Raw genomic sequence first — 26,362 nt, 5'->3', positions numbered from 1 at the left:
ACTGCCAATAAAAATCTGACGATGTGTATTTATCTCATTCATCCAGCACAATAATATCCACGCAGCCACTCACGATCGGTTTACATAAAATTTTATAGCCGTCGCTATCAAAATTTGCCGTGACCTGCTTTAAAGCAGCAACCTCTGATAACCTCGCCACGGTTCCCAAATAAAACCAGTTGTGAATGATGTGATAATCCGTCTTCCCCTGACGCGCTTCTTTAATGGCAATCTTCCCTGGATACGCCCAACAGTTCAGTTTCATGGCATTGAGTCGGTTTGTCAGCCTTGCGTGATGTGCCGCGACAGATTCTTTACCACAGCAGGCTCCTGCGCATTTTTTCAACGCATGGCGAAAACACGCTCTGCCTGCGGGCAGATGTTCAATACCCAATACTCCCAGGCATAACTTTTCTTCATCAGCCAAGGTCTTCAACGCGTTTACCGCTGCGAGACGGTGGCTAAACAAACCGTAAAGGTCAGGCGTTCTGGAGAAATCGAGCTGTTTAGCATAGACCACGTCAACACGTTTTCCATCAAAATGGAGCGCGCACAGTTGACGCGAACGCCGCAGCCGTTTGTTAAAAAGCGGCACCTGCTGCTTAATCAGTTGCGCTTCTAGTAGCAGCGCCCCAATTTCCCCTGCCGTTTCGATACACGTAATGCGCCGAGTCTGTCTCAGCAACCTTGCTTCTTTACGCGTACGCATGTGGGATAATACGCGTGAACGAATGTTGATACTCTTCCCAATGTACAGCGGTAATGTTTCGCTGTCGCCGTGGAAAAGGTAAACGCCGGGCGCAGCAGGCAACCCGGCCAGCTCGGTACGCAGATGCTCTGGATATTCATAAATATCCGGCATTTTTTCAGGCAATATCATGATTTAACGACCTTTACCTCTTCAGCTCGCGTAGTATAAGCGGGCGAAAGCCACTCTCGTTTCATTGACCAACCGGGGTTAATCCCCTGTCCTGCGAACCAGATTTTCCCTTTACCCGAATGATTGATACGATCTATGGCGTCCATCAAACTAGCGCTGTTCGCATACGGTTTACGCGCATCAAACATATCCAATTGCGCTACGCCTTGCAGGTAGAAATCGGATAACACCACGCCGGCTTTGCAATAGCGATAGCCAGGTTTCCAGATACGGTCCAGCGCATCTACCGAGAGTGCGATAATGTCGCGTGTATCGTTGGTCGGGATGTGGATCACGCGGGTCGCCTGATCGCCATAATATTCCCCCAGTGCAACATGGGGACTGGTGCGGATAAAGACGGAAATCTGGCAACAGTACTGGTTCTCATGGCGTAATTTCTCTGCGGCGCGCTCAGCATAACGACACACCGCCTGACGCAGGTGAACATATTCGGTAATACGCGAGCTAAATGAGCGGGAACAGAGTATCTGCTGTTTGGCGGGAGCCAGTTCCTCTATGTCCAAACAAGGCTGACCGCGGAGTTCCCGAACCGTTCGTTCTATCGCTACGCTGAAGTTTCTGCGGATATAGGCTAGATCGCAGCGTGCCAGCGTCAACGCATTCTCAATGCCCATTGATTCCATCCTGCGCGCCAGCCGTCGCCCAATGCCCCAAACATCAGCGACGGGCGTAATCGCCAGCAGTTTCTCCTGACGTACCGGGCTGGACAAGTCCACCACGCCATTCGTTTTACGCCAGGTTTTTGCCGCATGGTTAGCCAGTTTAGACAAGGTCTTGGTCGGCGCAATACCGACACCGACGCTCAAATGCGCTTCTTGTTTTACCCGTGCTCTAATCTGCTGTCCAAAAGCCTCAAGTGATGTACAGTGCGCCACACCGGGCACGTTCAAAAACGCCTCATCGATACTGTATATTTCCACCGCTGGTGCCATCTCTTCCAGAATACTCATTACGCGCGCCGACATATCAGCGTAAAGCGCATAATTGGAGGAAAACACAGCAATATTGTGTTGTTGAATTAACGCACGAATTTGAAACAGCGGCACCCCCATTTTTATCCCAATCTGTTTTACTTCATCGGAGCGAGAAATCACACAGCCATCGTTGTTGCTTAGCACAATGACCGGTTTGCCTGCCAGATCAGGGCGAAAAATTTTTTCACAGCTGGCGTAAAACGTATTCACATCTACCAATACGTACATCAGCGTGTCGCATGTATAACGTAAGTCACAACGCCAAAAATCTCGAGGCTGTCGCTGTCGTTAATCAAAATCGGAATATAGGCAACATTCATAGGAAGCAGGGCCCGGGTAGGCGTCAACTGTAGCTGTTTGATGGTGAATTCGCCGTCCAGCGCAGCGATAATGATATCGCCATGACGCGCCTGCAATGCGCTATCGACCACCACCAGATCGCCATCGTGAATACCGCCCTCAACCATCGATTGACCAGAGACGCGAACAAAATAGGTCGCTGAAGGATGGCGAACGCATAGCGTATTCAGGTCGATACGCTGTTCAACATAATCATTAGCAGGACTGGGGAACCCCGCAGGCACGGTATTCGCATAAAGATCTAACGCCTGCTTATTGGGGCTGTGCTCCGGAAGGTATCGTTTCATTGCTCGACCAGATTACTGTTTTTTTATACAGTATAAAGACAAGCGCCGACAATGCAACGCACAAGATTCGCCGACATCGCTAAATAGCCATCCCTGAATCTGAGTTAATAAAGAAACGTTCTGTTACGTCAGCGAGTTAACGCACCAAAGGCTGTAGTGTAAAGACATCATTTTCTTACTCCTTCGCATACAAATACACCGACGCACGCGATACGCTGAGGTGCTGTCCGATGGTTTCCATTGATTTTTTGACTTCCAGCAGGCCGCAGTTTCTCAGGTAAAAGATTACGGTTACGGGCTGGTTTGTGACCTCTACGGCAGCCCTTACAACGACCACTGCGCGTTTACCCCATTCAGCTCAGCGGTTCATCCCTAATGTCGGTTCGCAGTTCACCGGGAAATTCACCGAATGGGCGATGTAACAGGCATCATGCGCCAGTTCGTGCAACTGGGCATATTGCTTGGCGGTCGGCTGTTTTTCACCGCTAAATATCACCTGCGGACGCAGGGTGACGTCCAGCATCGCCGTTTTTCCCGCAGCGTTCACGCCCATCGTTCCTACCGCATGGTCCTGATAATCATCGACGCAGAAGCGTTTTTTGGCCGCAATCGATAAAAACCACAGCATATGACAGCTCGACAGCGAGGCCACTAGCGCTTCTTCAGGGTCGACCGCGTCTTCCCGCGAAAAAGGCAGCGGTACGACATGAGGCGACGATGAGGCTCTCAGCGTAATCCCCCCGTCAAACTGCCACTGATGCAGCCGGCTGTAGCGGTTATCAATAAAATCTTGCCCATCACGCTGCCAGCAGATTGACGCACGGTATTCAGACATCGTTCAGTTCCTTTTGTAATGACACAATTAGGTTTCGTTCGGCGAATGACTTCGTCTCTTTAGGCACAGTACGCCCAGTATGACTCTCCAGCCCGCACAATAGCGCAGCGAGATTAACATCAAGCGCAGCCAGAACCTCGGCAGGCAGCACGGATAACACCTGACGCTCGTTCTCAATGTGTGCCTCAACGGCGCGATTAATCAGGTCAAGTCCCGTGCCGGTGAGTTGCACCAGCGTACTACGCGCATCCTGCTCGTTCTGCACGCGTTCGATAAATTCGCGCGTTTCAAGGCGCTTGAGTCGATGAGTCATCGTGCCTGACGTCACCATCAGCGTGGAGAAAAGTTCGGTCGGACTCAGACAGTGTGGTGCACCCGCACACCGCAGCGTAGCCAGCATATCAAACTCCTAGTAGCCAGCATATCAAACTGCTAATAGCTCAGTTCGAATTTGGCAAAACAGGATTCCAGACGCTGATCCATGAGCACGGCACAGCGTCTGAGGCGTCCAATCGGTCCCATCGGGCTGGCATCCAGAAAAAGTCGTTGATGAAAAACAGTGGGTGGAAATGCGACCGAATTCCCGCAAAATATAAACGATTTCTAAACGGAACCGGCATTTATAGCCATTATCCTAATTAATGTGACGTTGCTCTCGTCTAAACTAGTTTGTAATCGCATTTTTCGGCTTTTACACCGAGTTTAACGTTGAGGAACAACATGAAGAAGGTCAGTAAAGAGCGATTTATCGGCCTGGAGTGGTTACGATTTTTGCTCGGCTGCTATGTGATGATTTATCACACGGTCCACGTTTATCCCCAGCGTGAGCGCATTCCTTTCCTGAACGAGCTCACCAGCATGGGATTCTTCGCCACCAGCACATTCTTTGTTCTGTCTGGTTTTTTACTCGCGCATGTCTACATTAAGGACGGGCGTCTGCGTGAACCGGCTCGTCAGTTCTGGGCCAAACGCTTCTTTAATCTTTATCCCATTCATATTATTGCCCTGCTGGCTTCGATTGCCGTCGTTACGCTCATGCAGTGGCTGGCCGTGCCACCGGAAGGGCAAGTCGCCAGTGCGCGTTTTGTCATTTATGACACCAACGATCCCGCCGCCGACCCCGAATCGCTGCGCCATTACATGACAAATGCACAGTTGGCGTTCAACGGGTTATTGCAGGTGCTGATGTTGCAGGCATGGAATCCTTACTTCCTGACCTTCAATGCCCCGTTATGGTCGCTTTCCACACTGTTCTTTTTCTATCTGACATTTCCGCTGCTGGCCCCGCGTCTGTTGAACAGCCGCCATCCGTGGCTGTGGATGGGAATAGTCTGCCTGTTGTATCTGCTGCCACCGATTTGGGTGATCTGGCAACAGCAGTTCGGCATGCCATATACCGGCTTATTGCAGCGCGGGCCGATCTTCCGCCTGCCGGAATTTCTGGCCGGGATTTTGGGGTATGCGCTATTCCGTCATTATCGTCAAAAAGATCGTTCACCGCTGACCAAAGGCCAGCGCTATGCACTCGCTCTCTTTATCAGTGTGAATTTCCTTGTCGCCACCTGGCTGTTCACCAAAGGCGAAGCCTATTGGTATTTCCTGCTGCACAACGGTTTGCTGCTGCCAACGCAGGTTGGTCTGGTCTGTCTCAGCGCGCTGGCACGTGAACCTAATAGCGAGTGGCTACGACATTGGTCCCCGCGTCTGGGTGCCGCATCGCTCTCGATCTTTGCGCTGCACGTTCCGCTCTTCAATCTGTTCCGCACGCTGGAACAGCTGGTGCGCGGCAATCCGATGGCCTGCTTCAGCGACTGGGATCAGTGTATTGCCGCCGCAGGTCAGGTGCAGCTCTCCATGACGGGCTACATCATTTTCCTGCTCACCACCGTGACACTCTGTGTGCTCTTCCAGGAGCGGATCGTACTACGCGTGAGGACATTCCTGACCTCGCGTTTCCTTAGTAACAACAGCGCATCACGTACGCAACGCACCGCGTAGTATCCGTTCTCGTACTCGCCTCTCTGGCCTGAGTAGTTTCAGACCAGAGAGGCCTCCCCCGCATACCGCATTGCCTTCTCATTAACCTAAAAATGTGACAGACACCGCGTTATAGCTGTTAATCATCAATGACAACTTTTATAACTATTTACATTCTAATCAATTACCGTTTTCGGGTAGAGCATCACTACGATTCCTGTTAATGTTTGCCGTTCCGGGCTAAACCGGTTCGTTATCAACGGCTGTGCGTCTTTGTCTCTGACGGACATCTCAATACCTGTCACCACTGTTTACTTGGCAATAATGACACTATCCAAACACGCAATCTCTTCCCTCAGCCTGGTTATCGTCCTCTCTGCTGGCATTACACAAAGCCGCGCTGACACCATTTGGTTGAACAACGGCGACAAGCTCACAGGGAAAATCACGCTACTTGACGGCGGTAAACTCTTTATCAACACCGACTATGCTGGCTCGATTTCTGTAGCCTGGGACAAGGTGAAAACCTTTGAATCCGACCATGGTCTGGTGATTCAAGGCGAACGCTACGAGAAAGGCGTTCTGTATCCGACGATCAAAGCGAGCGAAAACCGCGCTATCGTCGCGAACCCGTCGCTTGCTAACGAAGCCGCGGGTCCGCAAACATTGCCGCTTTCCGAAATCACGTCCATCGTCGCACAGAAGCCGCTGGTGACCGATTTTGCCTGGAAAGGCAACATTGACGCCGGCATGTCTCACAAGAAAAGCTCGACAGAAACGGATAACTACGACGTGACGCTGGATGCAAAAGCGCGTCATGATACGTGGCGACACAACCTTGATGCCAGTTACCATTTGGCAAAAGAGAATAAAGTTGAAAGCACCAAGAATGCGGCTGGCGAATATGCGCTAGACAAATTCGTGGATGAGAACTGGTTCTGGCAGGGGCGTTATCAGTACAAACGCGATTGGATCGAAAGCATTAAAATCAACCGCTCTTTCGGTCTTGGTCCGGGTTATCAGTTCTGGGATAACGATTTAGGCGCGTTCTCTCTGACCTCACTGGTCAACTCCCAAACCTTCGTGTACCGCGATCGGGGCGATGATGACTTCTACTCCGGTGCGATTAAGTGGGCGTACAACCGCTACCTGTTCAGCAAATCGGTCGAAGCCTTCACCAACGGTGAATTGGGTCGCTCATTTGACGGCACAGCGCCACTCTACCTGAAAGCGGACGCAGGTCTGCGCTTCAAGCTGACCGACTGGTCTTCCATGAGCATGAAAGTGTCACGTACCCGTATCGAGAGTAATCAAGGGGATGTTGACGACACGCTGTACACCATGGGTGTTGGCGTCGGCTGGTAGTTTGGTCGTTTCACACGTCTCAAGGTGAACGGCGCCTCTCGTCGTTCACTTCAACTCTCACACTCATCGCGCCGTTATTGCCCGGTCCCTGCCGCAGTAGAACACGCCTGTTGAAGAGCACGCACTCGCTGCGCCAATTCGCTCACGCTTGCATCCTCTGTCCCGTGATTTTTCAGCTCTTGCTCCAGCGCAAACAGATATTGCGCATTGGTGCCAAGCGGACCGCTCGCACGAGCAATCAGCGGTGCAACGCTCTGAATACAGGTATCATTTTCATTCAGAGGATGTTCTGGTTCGGAAACAAACACCAGCGCCGTCAGCGGTGTGCCGTTTTTCCGATGCAGTTCACACCAGAGTGGACGATAGCAGCCCGTCAGCATTTCACGCTTCCACAGCAGTTCCAGATCTTCACGCAGAGAAGCTTCCGGTAAACGAAAAGCCAGACCTGTCGTTTGTCCACCGGGCCGCAATGCTAACATCCGCCCCGGTTGGGTTAACGTGCCGCGGCCAATGGTGAGACGCAGACAAAACGCACGTTGCCACCCAGTCAACGTGGCCAGACAGGTTTCTTCAGCGTCAAAAACCGGGTTCCACATGAGTGAACCGTAGCCAAATACCCAGACCGGACAGCTATTGGGTCGGAGCGCCAGCGTCTTGTCCAACGAATCAGCCCGCTGTTGCGGCGTGAGCAGTAAGGTTTCTTCAATACTACCAAAAGACGTTCTACAATCTGCTTTCTGCAAAAAATCGCGTGTTAACACTACTTACCACCCCCAACCCTACTCTTTTTCTGCTCGTCAGACCGACTCTCGCCCTGCGTTTAAAAACCTAACTGCTTCATCTGCTTAATTTTACAACACCATCAATCTTGAGGTTATTCATTTATGGCTTTGCGATCAAGTTTGATTGTGGTCACAAAAACGAAAAAAGTTCGTGATAATGTTTCATTCACACAAGATTCCGCTTTTATATCAACTAATCGGCAACACGCCGTAAGACTTGACGTTTTCCTGATACAAGCCTCATTTGTGTGACATCAGCAGCCTGCCGCAAGCCGTGCGCCTAACGTGAAAATGCCAGCAGAGCATAGGCCTTAAAAAGCATCCATATCAGTTGCGGCAAAAATAACTGTAAACAGGAATAACAGACAGGCAAGAAATGATAATAGTTATCATCTCATGTTATTATCCCCTTTATTTTGGCATCGACTATACACGGAGACACTGAATGGCAACGCCGCGTCAGCCTGCTTTAGTTCAGGTTAAACAGATCCACGATATTTCCCCTCATTTGCGCTGCATTACTTTCCATCATGACGCGTTGCGCGATTTCCCAGCCGAGCGATATGGCGCACACATCAAACTCTTTCTGCCTCAGCCGGGACAGTTAAAGCCAATTCTGCCTGCCATTGGCGAACACGGCCCAGTCTGGCCGGAAGGCGAAGCCCGCCCTATCGTCCGTACCTATAGCGTCCGTGCGCTGCGCCCTGAAGAAGCGGAACTGGATATGGTTTTCGCGCTGCATGAACACGCCGGACCTGCCGTCACCTTCGCCCGTCAAGCTAAGCTCGGTGACTGGGTCGGTATTTCGCAACCCGGCGGCCCGTTCCCGATGTTGCCGCCGGCAACCGCTTATTATTTGGCCGCCGATCCGTCTTCGCTCCCTGCGCTCATGGCGCTGTTGGAGAATCTGCCTGACGACGCTCAGGGACATGCGGTGATCCGTATCGACAGCGAGGCGGATAAACTCGATATAATTAAGCCATCACGGCTTCAACTACACTGGATCGTTGGCGGAACCGATGTAACCGATGCGCTGTTACAGCATTTTCAGGCGCTTCCAGCGACTGAAAATGCGTTTTATTGGCTAGCAGGTGAGGATCGTATCGTGGTTCAACTTCGTCGCCATATACGTCGCGAACGCGGGGGTGAGAGAAATCAGATGTATGCAGTTCCTTATTGGCGAGAGGGGTTAAATGAAGAGGATTATCATCATAAACGCCACGATATTATGGACAACCCTGAAAAATAACGACAAAAAATACGTTTTATATTATAATCATAGGGAGAAAAATCGTAGATTCTCCCTTTTCATTTAAATTTTACTTCAAAGCGTAAAAATCCGTAAAAATACCCGCATCGCATCAACAATCTGTTATTGTCTTGTTCGCTTTATTACGTTACAACTACTTTTTAGTAACCTTTGCTGTTTATTATTGTTTTAAGACCTTAACAAATTGTTTAAGACCTTAATAAATAGCTTTATACCCAAAATAATTCGAGTTTCAGGACAAAACGTCAACGTTTTGAACAACGCGAAGCGTTAGCCCTTTAGGGCGATGCTCAGCGATGAGCATCGTAACGCGGCAAGCGAGGGACAAATTCGTCGGGAACGAATTTGACCAGCCAACGGCTGGCCTTCGGTGAGAGACAGGATGTCTCTCATTTCATCCCGATGAGCTTAATTAGGTAAGTGATTCGGGTGACTAAACGCAGCCAACGCTCATGCAACTTGAAGTATGACGGGGATATTTTGCCGTATCATTCCTCTGGATAAGGAGAACTCCCGCAATGAAGTCTCATGCTGAGGTGGTCAAAACTCGCCATCATGAATACTCACTCATTTTTCCTGTTATTGCGTTGGCCGTGCTCTACATGTGGGGCAGTTCACAAGATTTTATCGCCATTCTTGGCATTAACGCCCTCGCGTTAGCCGGCATACTTTTCAGCGCGTTTAGCGTGGTACGCCACGCCGATGTGCTCGCACACCGTCTGGGTGAACCCTACGGGTCGTTGATCCTCAGCCTGTCAGTCGTCATTCTGGAGGTCAGCCTGATTTCAGCGCTGATGGCAACCGGTGACGCAGGCCCAGACCTGATGCGTGACACCCTCTATTCCATTATCGTCATTGTCACCGGTGGCTTGGTCGGTTTCGCCCTTCTACTCGGTGGTCGTAAATTTGCGACGCAATATGTAAATCTCAGTGGCATCAAGCAGTATCTGATGGCGATCTTCCCATTGGCGGTGATTGTACTGGTTTTCCCCAGCGCGTTGCCCGATGGTAATTTCAGCGTCGCGCAGTCGCTGATTGTTGCCGCGATTTCTACGGCGATGTACGGCGTGTTCCTGTTGATTCAAACTCGTACGCATCAAAGCCTATTTGTGTATGAGCACGAAGATGAAGGCGACGGCGACGATCCCCAGCACGGTAAACCGTCTGCGCACAGCTCGCTGTGGCACACCGGCTGGCTTCTGATTCACCTGATTGCCGTTATCGCGGTCACCAAAATGAATTCCATGCCGCTGGAAGCGCTGCTGACCGAAATGAACGCGCCAACGCAATTTACCGGCTTCCTGGTCGCGCTGTTAATCCTCTCTCCTGAAGGACTGGGAGCGATCCGTGCCGTCCTGAAAAATCAAGTACAGCGCGCCATGAACCTGTTTTTCGGTTCCGTGCTGGCAACCATTTCACTGACGGTTCCTACCGTTACGATCATCGCTATGATCACGGGCCGTACGCTGAACTTCGGTCTGGACATGCCGCACATCGTCGTGATGCTGTCGGTGCTGGTGCTGTGCCACATTACGTTCTCCACCGGTAGAACCAACGTATTAAGCGGCAGTGCACACCTGGCGCTCTTTGCCGCCTATTTGATCACCATCACGCTGTAACCCATCTTCCGACGCGGTTTTCGCCGCGTCGGCTCAGCAAGACTTCACTTCTCTTGATGTATATCTGGATCTTCTGAACACGTCCGGCGTATTGTAAGGCTGTCGTCGACGGACCGACAGGCCCGCCATGTTAATTTACTTCCTTACTTTGGTTTCTGCTTAGATGAAAACGCACGGAATTAACGGCGTCAGGCCGTTCAGCGCGCTGATTGACGCGTGCTGGCGCGAAAAATATACGCTGCAACGTTTTACCCACGACATTATCGCTGGCGTTACCGTCGGTATCATCGCCATCCCCCTGGCGATGGCACTGGCCATTGCCAGCGGCGTTCCGCCGCAGTACGGGCTATATACTTCGGCTATTGCCGGGATCGTCATCGCCCTCAGCGGCGGCTCGCGCTACAGCGTGTCAGGCCCGACGGCTGCCTTCGTCGTCATTTTGTATCCGGTGTCGCAGCAGTTCGGGCTCTCCGGCCTGCTGATTGCCACCTTGCTTTCCGGCGTGTTTCTGTTGCTGATGGGAGTCTGCCGTTTCGGTCGTCTGATTGAATACATTCCGCTCTCCGTGACGTTAGGGTTTACCTCCGGGATCGCGATCACCATCGGTACCATGCAAATCAAGGATTTCTTCGGCTTGCAGATGGCCGTCGTACCCGAACATTACGTCGAAAAAGTGGTGGCGCTGGCGCAATCGCTGCCTACCCTACACCTTGCGGATACGTTGATTGGGGCCACAACGCTGTTGGTTCTCATCGTTTGGCCGAGACTCGGTATTCGTTTGCCCGGCCATTTGCCCGCGCTGCTGGCTGGCGTCGCGGTGATGGGGATCATGTCGCTGCTCGGTGAAAACGTGGCTACAATCGGCTCCCGATTCAGTTATCTGCTGGAGGATGGTTCACAAGGGCAAGGGATTCCGCCCATCCTACCGCAGCTCATTCTGCCGTGGGATATTCCGTCACCGGATGGAAAGACAATGACGTTGGATTGGCAAAGTATTTCCGCTCTGCTGCCCGCCGCATTCTCTATGGCGATGCTGGGCGCGATTGAGTCACTACTGTGTGCGGTCGTGCTGGACGGAATGACGGGCAAAAAACACAATTCTAACGCGGAGCTGATGGGGCAGGGCTTCGGCAACATTATCGCCCCGTTCTTTGGCGGAATTACCGCAACCGCGGCGATTGCCCGCTCCGCCGCCAACGTACGCGCAGGCGCAAACTCACCGATCTCCGCCGTGGTTCATGCACTGTTGGTGCTATTGGCGTTGCTGATACTTGCGCCGTGGCTGTCTTATCTGCCGCTGGCGGCAATGGCGTCGCTGTTGTTGATTGTCGCGTGGAATATGAGCGAAGCGCACAAGGTGGTAGATTTACTGCGCCACGGACCAAAAGATGACATCATCGTGATGCTGCTCTGTATGTCGTTGACCGTGCTGTTCGACATGGTGATCGCCATTACGGTCGGCATTGTGCTGGCGTCACTGCTCTTCATGCGGCGCATCGCACAGATGACCCGACTGAGTGAACTGCCGGACACCAAAATACCGGATCATCTGGTTCTGCGCGTCAACGGCCCGCTGTTTTTCGCCGCGGCAGAGCGCATCTTCAATGATCTGACTGTGCGCAGCGAAGGCTATCAAAATATCATCTTGCAGTGGGATGCCGTGCCGGTGCTGGATGCCGGTGGGCTGAACGCGTTCCTGCGCTTTAGCGAGACGCTGCCTGAAGGCAAGCAACTCATCATCACCGACATTCCCTTCCAGCCGTTAAAAACGCTGGCGCGGGCAAAAGTCCACCCGATTGAAGGACGGCTCAGCTTCTACGCCTCATTAGCGCAAGCGATTGAGGCGACCACAGTGCGCCCCAGCGTAGCAAAAACAGAGTAGAAATGTCGTGCAGGCCACGCCGAGCTAGTGCTGCACGGCTGGCATGTTGAAGCGGACGGACAGACGTTCGTCCCGCAGCGTTAAATCCAGCGCCGCGTCACATTCGCGGCTAATGGCGCTCAGTTGCTCGTTCGTCAGCGAATATGGCAATTGGATATCAAACGCGCTCAAGCCTTGCTGACGTGCCAGCGTAATCAGCCTGATAATGTTGGTTTCATCACTCACCTGAGTAGAAAGAATCTGTAACGCCAGTCCCTTCAGTCGCTCCTTCGGCGCACTCTGCCGTGATGACGCCATTTTGGTCACCATGCCAAAGATCGGCATCACGCCATACATCGCATCCATAAAGCGCCAACGTTTCTTACACAGTGCCGCCAAATAATCCGTATAGTCCAGACAGAGTGGCTCACCGGAACTTGTAAACTCAGGGGATTTTTCCATATTCCCTCCTCTCCTCTTTGCCAGTGTTTTGCTGCGCACTCCCCTGACGGGTATAAAACCGTAACCTGTATAGTGGTGAATTCGGGTATATTGTCACGGTTCGCCCCCTTTTGACTAGCGTGTTGAGGAGACCTAATTGTGACAACTTTTTCTTCCGCTCCCGTGTTAATTACCGGCGGCGCGCGGCGTATCGGGCTGGCACTGGCGCGTTCGTTTCTGACTCAGTCGATTCCGGTCATCATCAGCTATCGTACGCCTTACCCCGAACTGGACAGGCTACAGCAAGGCGGTGCGGTTTGTCTGACCGCCGATTTTTCCACCACGGAAAACCTCTATGCGTTTGCGGAGCAAATCCAGTCGCTCACGCCGCGGCTGCGCGCCATTATTCACAATGCCAGCCGCTGGGAGCCAGAAAGCCCTACCACACCGCCAGAGCAAACGCTGGCCGATATGCTGCAAATTCATGTCTATGCGCCCTACTTGCTCAACCAATTACTGGAGTCTTGCCTGCGTGGACAAGGTGTGGCTGGCGCGGATATCATCCATCTCACGGATTACGTGGTAGAAAAAGGCAGCGACAAACACATTGCTTATGCAGCCAGTAAAGCGGCGCTGGATAACATGACGCGTTCGTTTGCCCGCAAACTGGCACCGGAGGTGAAAGTCAACGCGATCGCCCCCGGTCTGATCCTGTTTAATGAACAAGATGACGAATCCTATCGTCAGCAGGCGCTGGACAAATCCTTGATGAAAATTGCCCCCGGCGAAGAGGAAATTGTCCGACTGGTGAATTATCTGTTCAGCAGTAACTACGTCACCGGGAAAACGCTGGGCGTTGATGGTGGGCGGGCTTTGCGTTAAAGCCACGCGACAATAAGATCTCTGGCGCTTTTTATGCCTTTTTCTTCGCGCGTCCCTTGCGCTGGTAAGCTTTATTATCGGCGACTTACTCCAGATAGGCCGCACGCGTCAGGCCCTGAAAACCGTATCCTGACTGGCCTAAAAATCATACTCAGCATGCTTATCTCATTCGGACGAGTAAACAATTACTTAACACCCATTTACGCTTCATTTCTCGTTTATCGCCTATCATCAGGCTATGCTATCAGGAATAAGATGGGGATGACGTAGATACCATGCATAAGATTGTTTTTATAGAAGATGATACCGAGGTGGGGAAATTGATCGCAGCCTACCTAGGCAAGCATGACATTGATGTTCAGGTTGAAGCACGCGGCGATCAGGCATTGGCCTTTATTGAACAACAGCGGCCCGATCTTGTGCTGTTGGATATCATGCTGCCCGGCAAAGACGGTATGACTCTCTGCCGGGAATTGCGGCCAGGGTACAGTGGCCCGATTGTGCTGCTGACCTCACTGGACAGCGATATGAACCATATTCTGGCGCTGGAAATGGGCGCCGATGATTATATTCTGAAAACCACACCACCCGCCGTTTTACTCGCCCGCCTGCGCCTGCATTTGCGGCAATACGCCACGGCACCCCAAGCTGTGGCGGAAAAAACCACGTCTGCCGCATTACAGGTGCATAAATCCCTGCACTTCGGCCTGCTCTGCATCGATCCGGTCAATAGGGAAGTGACATTAGGGCAAGAGCACATCGTATTATCCACTGCGGATTTCGATCTGCTCTGGCAACTGGCGACCCATGCGGGTCACATCATGGATCGGGATGCACTACTGAAAAGCCTGCGCGGCGTCACCTACGACGGTATGGATCGCAGCATTGATGTCGCGATTTCCCGCCTGCGTAAAAAATTGTACGACAACCCGCTGGAGCCGTTCCGCATCAAAACGGTGCGCAACAAGGGTTATCTGTTCGCCCCCAATACCTGGGAGAGCGTCACGCTATGAGAAAGCTGTTCGTACAGTTTTTTCTATTGCTGTTCGCCTGCTTTGTCGTCATGACGCTGTTGGTCGGGCTGGTCTATAAAGTCACAGCCGAACGCGCGGGTCGCCAGTCAATGGATGACCTGATGAAAAGCTCGCTCTACCTTATTCGTAATGAGCTGCGCGCAATTCCGCCCCGCGACTGGCATAAAACGATCAACCAGCTTGATTTAAACCTGTCGTTCAAATTGCACATCGAGCCGGTGAGTAAATATGTGCTGAGCCCCCAGAATCGCCAGCGTCTGAATCAGGGGGAAATTATCGCGCTGGATGACGAATACACGTTTATCCAACGTATCCCTCGCAGCCACTATGTTCTCGCCGTAGGCCCTATTCCCTATCTGTTCTTCCTGCACGAAATGCGGCTTCTGGATTTACTGCTGGTGATGCTAATTGGGCTATCGCTGGCACTGCCGGTTTTCCTATGGATGCGGCCGCACTGGCAGGCCATGCTAAAACTGGAGAATGCTGCACAGCGCCTGGGAGATGGTAATCTGGAGGAGCGCATTCACTTCGATAGCACCTCTAGCCTGTTTCGGCTTGGCGTCGCCTTCAATCGCATGGCGGATAATCTGAACCAGCTCATCAACAGTAAAAAACAGCTGATTGATAATATTGCCCACGAGCTGCGCACGCCGTTGGTCAGGCTGCGTTATCGGCTGGCTATGAGCGACAACTTAACCGAAGATGAACAACAGGCGTTAAACCGGGATATTGGTCAACTCGAAGCGCTGATTGACGAACTGCTGACGTATGCCAGACTCGACCGTCCACAGGTGACGCTGCATCTTGCCGATATTGATATCCTGTCGTGGCTACAGGCAAAAGTTGACGATTTCCGCCTGATCCACCCAGACAAACACATCTCGCTGGACATGCCCCACTCGGCACAGATTGGTGCGCTCGATTTACGCCTGATGGAACGGGTGCTGAATAACCTGATCGGTAACGGATTGCGCTTCTGCCATAATCGATTACACATCAGCCTGACATCCGATGCTGATCATATTGCCTGTCTGCAAGTCGAAGATGACGGCCCCGGTATTGCGCCGGAAAGCCGAGAAAGCGTTTTTGAACCGTTTATCCGTCTGGAGGCTGGTATCGAAAACAGCAGCGGCGGCTGTGGGCTCGGACTGGCAATTGTCCATGCTATCGCCCGAGCTTACGACGGCAGCATTACCGTGGATGAAAGCCCACTCGGCGGCGCTCGTTTCCGTTTTTGCTGGCCGGTAAAAACCACGACGGCGCAGGCCGCTATCACCAATCAGCACTAGCACTGAGACAGCGAGAACCCACCGTTTTCTCCTGTTTGCCTCGTTTTTCTGGCTTGTACATTAGGTTACACGCCGAAACCAATCACTCACTGAAGCCGCTCTCTGTTTCTCCTATTCTCTCTTCACCGGCCCAACCGAGGGCTACGAAACGTGAATGAGACAACGAGGAAATGATGATGAATAAAGTATTAGTTATTATCGCAGGTGCGGCACTGGGTCTATCCTCTGTAGCGTTTGCCGCGGATACGGTAACCAGCACACCAACTCAGCCTACGGCGACTACTTCAGCTCCGGCTAAAGCCGTTCACCATAAAAAACAGGTGAAAAAAGCTAAACCCGCTCCTGCACAGAAAGCGCAGGCTGCCAAGAAACACGTGAAAAAAGCAAAAACTACAAAACCTGCTGACGCCACACCAGCAGCGTAATCGGTAAACACCCACGTCTTCCCACGGGAAGACGTCATTTTCGGCCTGCCCTGATTTGAATCACATCGCTACGGCTGACCGAATAAGACAACGATCAAACACCCGGTTTACCGGGTGTTTCTTTCATCGGGGGATAGGAAAATGATGCGTCGTTACTCATTTGAAATTATGCTATCCCTTGTTCTGCTCTGCGGCATTATCACCTTGAGTTTTTTTCTCTAGTCCATAGTGCACCTGCATTGGCACTCTTGAACGCCAAACCACATGCAGAGAAAATGCTAACTGAGGAGGGTAATGCCGCTCATCAACAATTCCCTCCACGCCATTCGCCCCTTTAATACCCAGCCAGATAGATATCACAAGCGAATAGAACGTGAAATCCAATAATGCGCGATGTAACATTTGAGAACCGATCAACGTTAAAAATAAATCAATAAATTTCAAATAGTTAATAATTCAACTACCCAAAGATTTCAGAATAATAAAGTTTTATCATTCAGCGCCGTTTATATCATTACACTCCGGGCAATACCGAGAACGTCATAATGAAAAAAATCCGGCAAATCTCCGCCATATTGCTGGGCACTGTGGCAGCCACATCGTATACCTTTGCATCCCCTTCGCCATCGGCTGGTGTCATCCGCTTTTCAGGTGCCATCGTCGAACCCGTTTGTGGTGTTACAACACAGTCACGTAATGTGACCGTCAGTTGCGAACGACAAGGGGAAGTGCAAACGCTACAAATGAAAAACAGTTCACAGCACGCGGTGTTACCGCAAGGCATCGGTTCTGTGAGCACGAAAAACGTGAGTTCAAATGCGCGTATCGTGATCGTCAGCTACGAATAAGCGTGATGGCGCAACGAAATGCCGTTTGCTGATGCAAAAACACGACGCCACTGAAGATCGTCGCATGGCATTTGAAGCATTGTGACACGGTGAAACAGCCGCAGAAGGATTTGTCACAAATAATCGAGCTCCGCAGAAGCCATTTTGGCGATCGATAATCCTCCTGTCACCGCGCCGTGATGTCATGCGGCCTCTTTTACACTCAATAACATTTTAATTTTCAGTCCCTCACCAACAAATACATCTATAGTTAATCCAACACGCTATATTTAGCGTCTCAAGATGACTTTTATCATAAGGTTCATTCACTACATGCGCATATCAGCCTGGTTGTTATGTTCATTATCATTTATCGCCCCGCTAAGTTGGGCTGAGTCCTCACCAACCGATATCGACGCGCAGAAGCAGCAACAAATCCTATTTTTCAACCACGACGATCGGGATGTGGTTCCTGATACGGCAATCTGGCCGTGGCAGGCTATTGGGCAGTTGGAAACCGCCAGCGGTAACCTCTGCACTGCGACGCTGATTTCCCCCCATCTGGCGCTGACTGCTGGGCATTGCGTTGTCACGCCACCGAAAGGCGAGATCGATAAACCGGTCGCGCTACGCTTTCTGGCGACAGAAAATGGCTGGCGTTATGAAACGACGGAAATTGAAGCACTGACGAATAAAACGCTCGCCAGGAAATTGAAATCCGATGGCGAAGGATGGATAGTGCCACCTTCAGCAGCACCGTTGGATTATGCCCTGATTCGGCTAAAGCAAACGCCGCCGGGAATTCGTCCGCTCCCGCTCTGGCAGGGCAGCCGTCAGGAATTGATGCAGGCGTTGAAGGATAACGGTCAGCGCGTCACGCAGGCTGGCTACCCGAAAGATCATCAGGAAACGCTGTATCGCCACCAAAACTGTGTGATCACAGGCTGGGTTCACACCGCCGTTATAGCACACCAGTGCGATACGCTGCCTGGTGATAGCGGTTCCCCTCTGATGCTGAATTCATCAGTAGGCTGGGTGCTCATGGGCATTCAAAGCTCTGCGCCGGATGCCAGTGAACGCGATCGAGCCGATAATCGTGCCGTTTCCGTTACCGCGATTCGTCAGCAGTTAGAAACATTGGCAACACAACGCTAACGTCCCTTTACAAACGCACGACCGCCAAGCAACAACCGTTATTCAGGGCGTGCCGGGCGTCGGACACTTCCTGTCAGCAGCATGGTATCAAAAAATATCTGTTCTATTTTTATCCGAGATATAGGTTAATCATCCATATTGTTATGGTAGCAATGGAGTAGAAATTATCAGGGTGTTATTTTTATCTTATGAAAAATGCCATTTTTTATAATTAGATTGTCATTTATTTATAGAGCACCTCCTTAGCCAAGTTGTTTACATAATTCATCAAATCATTGAAAATAAGCACAAATTCACATAGAAAAATGAAAGACGGAAACATGACTTAAGACAAAGAATCGTCCAAATCTTAACGGAAAGATAAAGGTGGTATTATAAGTTACCTCAATTTTTAGCCTCTATGTTATTGTGTCGCCGTTAAATTAAATTGATGTTGTCGCGATTATTATTGCGAAAAGGAAGAGTCTACATGTTAAAATATTTGAGTCATGACGAAGAAAAACGCATGCAGACTCTCGATGAATCTAAAAAAACAGATACATATCAATATGATACGCTTCACAAGCTCACGAAATTAGCGTGCCAACTACTCGGAACCTCGACGGCACTGATCACGCTAACCGGCAGTAAATCTCTGCACGTTAAAGCCAAAACTCATTTCCCGCTGGATGATATGGATAAAATCGGTTCATTCGACCATTTTACCGTACAAACGGGTCAAGCTTTTATCTGCAACGATGCCATTCAGGATGAACGTTTTAAAGACAGTCCTTATGTAACAGGTGAGCCTCTGATCCGTTTTTACGCCGGCGTTCCGCTTAAAACCAAAGAAGGTTACGCCATCGGCACGTTCTCCGCCGTCGATTATGTTCCGCGAACGTTCAGTAAAATCCAACTGCGCTTACTGCACGATTTAGCCGCCATTGCGATGGTGTTAATGGAATACCGCAACGCAATCGGGCTAATTGACGCCGTCACCCTGTTACCTAACCGCCAGCGCCTGATTGACGACATCAGCTGTATTACCGACATTCACGAACGCTACCTGCTTATTCTGATTGATACCATCGATATTTCTTACGCCTATGAGATGGGATGCGCGCTGGGGATGCCAACGGTAGAAGGCCTGCTGAAAGATATTGGCATCTTCCTGCGCCTCAGCTTAAATGCGCCAGAAAATATCTACTGCACTGCCGTAGGACGTTTCGCCCTTTTGGTGAAGGCGGATAAAAAAGAACAGGTGCTAGCGGAGCTCGATGCCTGTGCCGATAGGATTCATGAAAGCATTACCAGCCATATTCCGCTCAAGCTGGAATTTTTCGTTGGCTATACTGAATTCCAAATTCCGGCCAACGATCCTCAGCGAATCCTGCGTGAGTCCATGAGCGCGCTACGCACCGCTATTACCAAGAATGTTCGCCAGTTCTCCTACGACCTTGAAGCCGATAAGGCACAGCAAATCGCCTTTACCTTACTCAATGAGCTGGCTGATGTGTTACATAACAACAAACCAGGTCTCTATCTGGTTTACCAGCCGAAATTAAGCATCAAGACCAACACCGTTATCGGTGCCGAAGCGCTGATTCGCTGGCATCATCCCGAACTGGGCGAGATTTATCCTGACCAGTTTATTCCGCTCGCGGAAGACACCACGCTGATGCGTCCGTTAACGAACTGGGTGACCCGAGAAGCGGCATGCCAGGTGAAACAGTGGCGTCAGGAGGGGCTAAGCTTCCCGGTGTCGATTAACGTTTCCGCCAGAAATTTCTCCGAAAATGACTTCATCCCACGCCTTATCACCATTCTGGAGACCCACGGCCTCACGCCTCAGGATATTGATATCGAGTGCGTCGAAACGCAGAAAATCATCGAAAATCCTGAAACACTTACCACCATCCAAACGCTACAGCAACTTGGATTTACTATCGCCCTTGATGATTTCGGCACAGGGTATAGCAACTTAAGCTATTTGCGTAATATCCCCTCTACAGTGATAAAGCTGGATAAGTCGCTAATTAAAGATATAAAAACCGATCACAAAAGCCGCGTCATTGTGGCATCGATTATCAGTATGCTGCACAAACTGAATTATGTTGTGCTGGCAGAAGGCGTGGAAAATAAAGAAACGCTCGACTATCTGGGCTGTTTTGGCTGTGATGAAGTACAGGGCTACTATTTTTCCTGCCCTATTCCTCCAGAGGCCTTCACCGCCTGGGTAACGGCACATTTGTCACAGCCCTCAACATAACCTCCCCGTCAAGCGGGCTATTCAACAAACGGTTTGGAGAACGACATGACTCTTCTTACTTCATTGGATGAGCTCGCCATCAGAAATGCGATGGCTCTGCTGGAAGCCCCCTCTTTTGCAATACAGGCGGCGAATCTAGTTGGAAAACCGATTGAATGGAGCCTATCAAAGCTACCCGACGTGGTGAAAAACAGAATTCAGGATGTGGTTCACTCCGCGCTATACAAAGCGGTAGACGCCGCGCTCTATACGCTGGACGATGCTCCCGCTCGGGTGGCATCCCCCAAGACACATAAGCTGGTCGTCGCCGCTTCCGGTGCCGTCAGCGGTTTTTTTGGCGCGGCCGGTTTGCTGGTCGAACTGCCCATCAGCACCACGATCATGATGCGTTCCGTCGCTGATATTGCCCGAAGCGAAGGTTTCTCCCTCACCGATCTTTCCGTCAAAGCCGCCTGTGTGGAAGTCTTCGCACTCGGTGGGACACAAGAAAGCGACGACGCTGCCGACTCCGCCTATTACACGTCACGCGCCGTTCTGGCAGATATTACCCGACATACCACACGCGAATTAATCGGCATTGCTGGCAAGAAGAGCGCCGGAAAAGCCTCAGCCCGAATGAGCACCTCGCAGGCAGGAAAAACCCTGGCAAAGCTGATTGACGCCGTCGCCACCAGACTGGGCGTGACCATGACGGAAAAAATGGCCGCGCAGATTGTCCCGGTGATTGGCGCTGTCAGCGGCGCAGCCATTAATACGCTGTTTATTCACCATTACCAAAACATGGCGAAAGGCCATTTCATCATAAAACGTCTGGAGCAGACGTATGGTGAAGAGGCGATCAAGTCGGCTTACCTTGAGCGCAAACAGCAACCCTCGCGACCTGATGTGATAACGCGAGATTAGCCTTCGACCTGCTCCATCGCCTGTAATACGCGTTTATCCGAGATCGGGAACGGCGTACCCAACTGTTGGGCAAAGTAACTGACACGCAGCTCTTCAAGCATCCAGCGCACCGCTTTCACATCGTCGTCATCACGTCGCTCCGCAGGCAGCTTATTCCACCACTGCTGCCACGCCTGTTGAACCTGCTCCACCTTCAGCATCTGTGCCCGATCGCGGTGGACATCCTGTGCCAGTTTCTCCAGACGTCGCTCTATTGCTTGCAAGTAGCGCAACACGTCCGGCAGGCGTTGCCAGCCGTTTTCGGTCACAAAGCCACGAAATACCAGGCCATTCATCTGATTCCTGATATCGCTTAACGCCAGCGCCATCGCTATGTCTACTCGCCCTTTCAGACGCTTGTTAATGGTGAAAACGGCCGTCAGGATTTGTTCAACCTGTTTGGCGATATCCACCACTGTATCGTTCAGTTCCGCACGCACTTTTTCATGCAACTGCTGGAAGGCTTCTTCCTGCCAGACCGGGCCGCCGGATGACTCAATCAGCTTATCCACTGCGCAGGCGATACAGTCATCGATAAGATCCAACACTTTGCCGTACGGGTTGAAATAGAGGCCTAGCTTCGCTTTGTTGGGCAGTTTTTCGTGCAGATATTTGATCGGCGACGGAATATTCAACAGTAACAGGCGACGCAGCCCCTGCCGCATGACCTGCTGTTGCTGATGCGGTGTATCGAACAGACGAATCGCCACGCTATCCTTTTCATCCACCAACGCCGGATAGGCTTTAACCGAGTAGCCACCACGTTTCTGCTCATAGCAGTCCGGCAGCGAACCGAAGCTCCAGACGTGCAAACCGCGCTGCTCCAACCCATCATCCGCCACGGATGACAGCGTTTGCTGCACTTTATCTTTGAGCTGATCTTTCAGCGCGTTCAGGTCTTTGCCTTCCCGCTGCGTCCGGTTCTTCTCATCGATGACACGGAACGTGATTTTCAGATGATCGGGCACCTGATCCCACTGCCATGCCTCGCGCGGCACCGTCACGCCCGTCATCAGCCGTAGCTCACGCTCCAGCGCATCCAGCAATCCCTTCTCTAACGGCGTAGTACGCGCCAGAAACGCCTCGGCATAATTTGGCGCGGGAACAAAGTTACGACGTAACGGTTTGGGCAAGGATTTAATCAACGCGATCGCCAGTTCACGGCGCACGCCAGGAATCTGCCACTCGAAACCCTCTTCACGCACCTGATTGAGAATGGGCAACGGAATATGTACCGTCACGCCATCCGCATCCGCACCCGGCTCAAACTGATAGGACAGCCGTAATTTCAGGCCCCCCTGATGCCAGAAGTTCGGATAATCCAGCGCGCTAACCTTCTCCGCGCCGTCTTTAATCAACATACTCTTTTCAAAATTAAGCAGGTCGGCATTATCCCGGCTGGCGGCTTTCCACCACTTATCAAAGTGACGCGACGAGATGACATCGTGCGGCAAGCGCTGATCGTAGAAAGCAAACAACGTCTCGTCATCCACCAGAATGTCGCGGCGGCGCGATTTGTGTTCTAAATCTTCGACCTCCGCCAGCAGTTTGAGGTTGGCGCGGAAAAAGGCATGATGCGTTTGCCAGTCCCCTTCCACCAGCGCATGGCGGATGAACATCTCACGCGCCAGAATTGGATCGATTTGGCTGTAATTCACCTTGCGCGCCGCAACAATCGGCAGCCCGAAAAGCGTCACCTTCTCCTGCGCCATCACGGTGCCCTGCGCTTTTTCCCAGTGAGGTTCGCTGTAGCTCCGCTTAATCAGATGCTGAGCCAGCGGTTCGATCCACTCAGGTTCAATACGTGCAGCGATGCGTCCCCATAGGCGACTGGTTTCCACCAATTCAGCCACCATCGTCCACTTAGGTGGCTTTTTGAATAGTCCAGAGCCAGGGAAAATCGCAAACCGGGCGTTACGCGCACCGCTGAACTCCTGTTTCTCAATATCTTTCTGCCCGATATGCGACAGCAAGCCGGTAAGCAGCGAGCAGTGAATACTCAGGTAATCGGCTGGTTCACTGTTGACTGGTAGCCCAAGTTCCTTCACCACCTGACGCAGTTGCGTGTAGATATCCTGCCATTCGCGCACGCGCAGATAGTTAAGGAAATCCGTGCGGCACTGGCGACGGAACTGGCTGGAAGAGAGCGCCTTTTGCTGGTCACGCAGATAGTCCCACAGATTGACGAAAGCCAGAAAATCAGAGTCTTTATCAGCAAAACGGCGATGTTTCTCATCCGATGCCTGCTTCTTATCCAACGGCCTTTCGCGCGGATCCTGAATCGACAGCGCGGCGGTGATGATCATTACTTCACGCACACAGCCGGTTTTACGCGCTTCCAGCACCATTCGTGCCAAACGTGGATCGATCGGCAACTGTGCCAGTTGCTGTCCCTGCGGCGTCAGGCGGTAATGCCCATTTTCCGCCAGATTAATCGCGCCTAGTTCCTCCAACAACCGCACGCCGTCCTGAATATTGCGCTTATCCGGCGCTTCAACAAACGGGAACGCGGCTATATCGCCGAGTCCCAGCGATGTCATTTGCAGGATAACGGAAGCCAGATTGGTACGCAGAATTTCGGGATCGGTAAATTCGGGCCGCGACAGGAAATCCTGCTCGGAATAGAGACGAATACACACCCCGGCGGCGACACGGCCACAGCGCCCTTTACGCTGATTGGCCGACGCCTGCGAGATCGGCTCAATTGGCAGGCGCTGTACCTTGGTGCGGAAACTGTAGCGGCTGATGCGCGCGGTACCAGGATCGATTACATAGCGAATCCCCGGCACGGTCAATGAGGTTTCTGCCACGTTGGTCGCCAGCACGATGCGACGGCCGTGATGTGACTGAAAAACGCGGTTCTGTTCCTGATTCGACAGACGGGCGTACAACGGCAGGATCTCGGTATGCGGCAAGTCCAGACGGGTCAGCGCCTCTGCCGTATCGCGAATTTCACGTTCGCCGCTCATAAAGACCAGAATATCCCCCGGCCCTTCGCGCGTCAGCTCGTCTACCGCATCGAAAATTGCCTGTAGCTGATCGCGTTCGCTGTCGTCGGCGTCTTCCACCACGGGGCGATAGCGGACATCTACCGGATAGGTCCGCCCAGACACTTCGATGATCGGTGCGTTATTAAAGTGGCGAGAGAAACGCTGCGGATCGATGGTCGCCGACGTAATAATCACTTTCAAATCAGGACGCTTTGGCAACAGCTGGCGCAAATAGCCCATAATGAAATCGATATTCAAGCTGCGCTCGTGCGCTTCATCGATGATTAACGTGTCGTACTGCATCAACAGGCGATCCTGCTGAATTTCCGCCAGCAAAATACCGTCGGTCATCAGCTTGACCAGCGTATTATCACTCACCTGATCGTTAAAACGGACTTTATAACCAACACTGCTGCCCAGCGGCGTTTCCAGCTCGGCGGCAATGCGGTCGGCGACGGTTCTGGCAGCCAGACGACGCGGCTGCGTATGGCCAATCAAACCATGCACACCACGACCCAGTTCAAGACAGATCTTCGGCAACTGTGTGGTCTTCCCCGACCCCGTCTCGCCCGCGACAATAATCACCTGATGGTTACGCAGTGCCTCCAGTATTTCGTCTTTTTTCTGGCGAACGGGAAGTTGTTCAGGGTAGCGAACCGCCGGACAGCTTGCTCGCCGGTTCTCGACCTTCTGGCGCGCCGCGACAATTTCCCCCTCAATTTCCTGCGCGATGGCAGCCTGCGCCTGCGGGCTGCTGACCTTCTCTGCGCCCTGCAAGCGGCGGCGCAGACGTTGTCGATCGCGAAGCATTAGCTCACTTAACTGCGTAGATAATGCACTGAGAGGTGATTTCACGTTGCTCTTCCTTAATTGTTTCTCTAATTCTTTTCTCTGCCGGGACAATGCTTGTCGCCGAATTTGGCTCGATTGAGCCTAACCTAATTTCAAGGTACGACATGTTTAAACGATGAAAATGGTTAAGACGTGGATAGTAGCACATTGTCATATGCGGCTCTAATCGCCCCATGCGGTCTTATTCAAACGTCGTCTTATTCAAGAAAATCGAATAAAGACCTCGAATATTTGCACTTTTCACCTTCCAGAGCACCGCATAAGATGTGACGCAGCAAAGGGCGTTATGTTGTCGTCCACTTCTAATCACTAAAGGAATTGGCAATGAGAAAAGTATTGGTTCTGAAATCAAGCATTCTGGCGGGTTATTCTCAGTCAAACCAACTGGCCGACCACTTCACCACCGAGTGGCAGTCTGCACATCCAAACGACAGCATCACCGTACGCGACTTGGCCGCTCAACCGATTCCGGTTCTTGATGGCGAGTTAGTCGGCGCACTGCGTCCTTCCGATGCCACGCTGACCCCGCGCCAACAGGAAGCCCTGAAACTGTCCGACGATCTGATCGCGGAACTGCAAGCGCACGACATCATTGTGATCGCCGCACCAATGTATAACTTCAACATCCCTACCCAATTGAAGAACTACTTCGACCTGGTTGCCCGCGCCGGTGTGACGTTCCGCTACACCGAGCAAGGCCCTGAAGGTCTGGTGAAAGGTAAACGCGCTATCGTCTTAACCAGCCGCGGCGGCATCCATAAAGGCACACCAACCGATCTGCTGGAACCATATCTGCGCGTCTTCCTGGGCTTCCTCGGCCTGACCGACCTTGAATTCGTGTTCGCAGAAGGCTACGGCTACGGCCCGGATGTGGCGCAAAAAGCCACCGAAGCGGCGAAAACACAGCTGTCTCAACTGGTCACTGCATAACGAATCACTGTCCATACAAATAACGGCTATAACGAATCATTGTTACCAACCTTGCCATCTCTTGATTTTATTGGCTA

General features: G+C 51.7%; 22 protein-coding genes and 2 pseudogenes. 15 read left to right on the top strand and 9 right to left on the bottom strand.

Going from position 1 to position 26,362, the window contains the following annotated elements; all coding sequences use genetic code 11:
• Window positions 1-34: 34 nt before the first annotated feature.
• The 6 genes and pseudogenes from cho to ACKQAD_RS00700 form a co-directional block, all read right to left on the bottom strand.
• The gene (gene cho / locus ACKQAD_RS00725) at window positions 35-880 is read right to left on the bottom strand and encodes an excinuclease Cho (RefSeq protein WP_409158373.1); all 846 of its coding nucleotides are present in this window, start codon (window positions 878-880) and stop codon (window positions 35-37) included.
• On the bottom strand, window positions 877-2,142 hold the full coding sequence (gene umuC / locus ACKQAD_RS00720) for a translesion error-prone DNA polymerase V subunit UmuC (RefSeq protein ID WP_409158372.1): 1,266 nt from the start codon (window positions 2,140-2,142) through the stop codon (window positions 877-879). The genes cho and umuC overlap by 4 nt, the downstream gene beginning before the upstream one ends.
• The gene (gene umuD / locus ACKQAD_RS00715; protein ID WP_409158371.1) at window positions 2,142-2,561 is read right to left on the bottom strand and encodes a translesion error-prone DNA polymerase V autoproteolytic subunit; all 420 of its coding nucleotides are present in this window, start codon (window positions 2,559-2,561) and stop codon (window positions 2,142-2,144) included. Before umuD ends, umuC begins: the two co-directional genes overlap by 1 nt.
• A 175-nt stretch (window positions 2,562-2,736) precedes the next feature.
• A pseudogene (locus ACKQAD_RS00710) lies at window positions 2,737-2,847 on the bottom strand (helix-turn-helix domain-containing protein); the annotation flags it as partial.
• Window positions 2,848-2,919: 72 nt separating this feature from the next.
• Window positions 2,920-3,396 carry an OsmC family protein gene (locus ACKQAD_RS00705; protein ID WP_409158370.1) on the bottom strand — a complete coding sequence of 159 codons (477 nt, stop codon included), beginning with the start codon at window positions 3,394-3,396 and terminating at the stop codon, window positions 2,920-2,922.
• Window positions 3,389-3,990 (bottom strand): annotated as a pseudogene (locus ACKQAD_RS00700) (MarR family winged helix-turn-helix transcriptional regulator). Before ACKQAD_RS00700 ends, ACKQAD_RS00705 begins: the two are co-directional and overlap by 8 nt.
• Window positions 3,991-4,116: 126 nt before the next feature.
• Here ACKQAD_RS00700 and ACKQAD_RS00695 point away from each other — a divergent pair.
• Entirely contained in the window at window positions 4,117-5,394 is a 1,278-nt protein-coding gene (locus tag ACKQAD_RS00695) for an acyltransferase family protein (protein ID WP_409158369.1), read from the top strand.
• 303 nt (window positions 5,395-5,697) lie between these two features.
• Window positions 5,698-6,738 (top strand): DUF481 domain-containing protein, encoded by a 1,041-nt coding sequence (locus ACKQAD_RS00690; protein WP_409158368.1) that lies wholly within the window; start codon window positions 5,698-5,700, stop codon window positions 6,736-6,738.
• 74 nt (window positions 6,739-6,812) lie between these two features.
• On the opposite strand, the gene ACKQAD_RS00685 is transcribed toward ACKQAD_RS00690, so the two are convergent.
• Window positions 6,813-7,499: a gamma-glutamylcyclotransferase gene (locus ACKQAD_RS00685; protein ID WP_409158367.1), complete on the bottom strand. Its 687-nt coding sequence runs from the start codon at window positions 7,497-7,499 to the stop codon at window positions 6,813-6,815.
• Between the two features lie 466 nt (window positions 7,500-7,965).
• Between ACKQAD_RS00685 and ACKQAD_RS00680 the strand changes: the two genes are divergently transcribed.
• The 3 genes from ACKQAD_RS00680 (at window position 7,966) to dauA (ending at window position 12,291) form a co-directional block, all read left to right on the top strand.
• Complete coding sequence (locus ACKQAD_RS00680; protein ID WP_409158366.1) at window positions 7,966-8,769, top strand: siderophore-interacting protein; 804 nt, start codon at window positions 7,966-7,968, stop codon at window positions 8,767-8,769.
• Window positions 8,770-9,308: 539 nt separating this feature from the next.
• Window positions 9,309-10,409: a sodium-potassium/proton antiporter ChaA gene (gene chaA, locus ACKQAD_RS00675; RefSeq protein ID WP_409158365.1), complete on the top strand. Its 1,101-nt coding sequence runs from the start codon at window positions 9,309-9,311 to the stop codon at window positions 10,407-10,409.
• Window positions 10,410-10,572: 163 nt separating this feature from the next.
• Window positions 10,573-12,291 carry a C4-dicarboxylic acid transporter DauA gene (gene dauA, locus ACKQAD_RS00670; protein ID WP_409158364.1) on the top strand — a complete coding sequence of 573 codons (1,719 nt, stop codon included), beginning with the start codon at window positions 10,573-10,575 and terminating at the stop codon, window positions 12,289-12,291.
• A 24-nt stretch (window positions 12,292-12,315) separates the two neighbouring features.
• Here the strand turns inward: dauA and ACKQAD_RS00665 are convergent, their stop codons facing one another.
• The gene (locus tag ACKQAD_RS00665) at window positions 12,316-12,732 is read right to left on the bottom strand and encodes a hypothetical protein (protein ID WP_409158363.1); all 417 of its coding nucleotides are present in this window, start codon (window positions 12,730-12,732) and stop codon (window positions 12,316-12,318) included.
• 138 nt (window positions 12,733-12,870) lie between these two features.
• Here ACKQAD_RS00665 and folM point away from each other — a divergent pair, with 138 nt between their 5' ends.
• From folM to ACKQAD_RS00620, 9 genes are all read left to right on the top strand, one after another.
• Window positions 12,871-13,593: a dihydromonapterin reductase gene (gene folM / locus ACKQAD_RS00660; protein WP_409158362.1), complete on the top strand. Its 723-nt coding sequence runs from the start codon at window positions 12,871-12,873 to the stop codon at window positions 13,591-13,593.
• Between the two features lie 275 nt (window positions 13,594-13,868).
• Window positions 13,869-14,606: a two-component system response regulator RstA gene (gene rstA / locus ACKQAD_RS00655; RefSeq protein WP_409158361.1), complete on the top strand. Its 738-nt coding sequence runs from the start codon at window positions 13,869-13,871 to the stop codon at window positions 14,604-14,606.
• Window positions 14,603-15,916, top strand: coding sequence for a two-component system sensor histidine kinase RstB (gene rstB / locus ACKQAD_RS00650; RefSeq protein ID WP_409158360.1), 1,314 nt, complete (start codon window positions 14,603-14,605; stop codon window positions 15,914-15,916). The genes rstA and rstB overlap by 4 nt, the downstream gene beginning before the upstream one ends.
• Window positions 15,917-16,086: 170 nt before the next feature.
• Window positions 16,087-16,341, top strand: coding sequence for an acid resistance repetitive basic protein Asr (gene asr / locus ACKQAD_RS00645; RefSeq protein ID WP_409158359.1), 255 nt, complete (start codon window positions 16,087-16,089; stop codon window positions 16,339-16,341).
• 141 nt (window positions 16,342-16,482) lie between these two features.
• Window positions 16,483-16,563, top strand: coding sequence for a hypothetical protein (locus tag ACKQAD_RS20360; protein ID WP_489262872.1), 81 nt, complete (start codon window positions 16,483-16,485; stop codon window positions 16,561-16,563).
• A gap of 323 nt (window positions 16,564-16,886) precedes the next feature.
• Window positions 16,887-17,189 (top strand): YmdA family protein, encoded by a 303-nt coding sequence (locus ACKQAD_RS00635; RefSeq protein ID WP_409158357.1) that lies wholly within the window; start codon window positions 16,887-16,889, stop codon window positions 17,187-17,189.
• Between the two features lie 312 nt (window positions 17,190-17,501).
• A complete protein-coding gene (locus tag ACKQAD_RS00630; RefSeq protein ID WP_409158356.1) occupies window positions 17,502-18,323 on the top strand; it encodes a trypsin-like serine peptidase in 822 nt (273 codons plus the stop codon).
• 469 nt (window positions 18,324-18,792) lie between these two features.
• Window positions 18,793-20,571 (top strand): sensor domain-containing phosphodiesterase, encoded by a 1,779-nt coding sequence (locus ACKQAD_RS00625; RefSeq protein ID WP_409158355.1) that lies wholly within the window; start codon window positions 18,793-18,795, stop codon window positions 20,569-20,571.
• Between the two features lie 45 nt (window positions 20,572-20,616).
• Window positions 20,617-21,474, top strand: coding sequence for an EcsC family protein (locus ACKQAD_RS00620; RefSeq protein ID WP_409158354.1), 858 nt, complete (start codon window positions 20,617-20,619; stop codon window positions 21,472-21,474).
• On the opposite strand, the gene hrpA is transcribed toward ACKQAD_RS00620, so the two are convergent.
• Window positions 21,471-25,358, bottom strand: coding sequence for an ATP-dependent RNA helicase HrpA (hrpA, locus tag ACKQAD_RS00615; protein ID WP_409158353.1), 3,888 nt, complete (start codon window positions 25,356-25,358; stop codon window positions 21,471-21,473). The two genes, ACKQAD_RS00620 and hrpA, sit on opposite strands and share 4 nt — an antisense overlap.
• Window positions 25,359-25,679: 321 nt before the next feature.
• On the opposite strand from hrpA, the gene ACKQAD_RS00610 reads away from it, so the two are divergent.
• Window positions 25,680-26,285 carry an FMN-dependent NADH-azoreductase gene (locus ACKQAD_RS00610; protein WP_409158352.1) on the top strand — a complete coding sequence of 202 codons (606 nt, stop codon included), beginning with the start codon at window positions 25,680-25,682 and terminating at the stop codon, window positions 26,283-26,285.
• Window positions 26,286-26,362 lie beyond the last annotated feature (77 nt).

This window comes from Pectobacterium artocarpous (assembly GCF_046159765.1).
Classification (GTDB): Bacteria; Pseudomonadota; Gammaproteobacteria; order Enterobacterales; family Enterobacteriaceae; genus Pectobacterium.
Note: the sequence above shows the minus strand (reverse complement) of the source record. Positions and strands in the feature narration are given on the sequence as shown.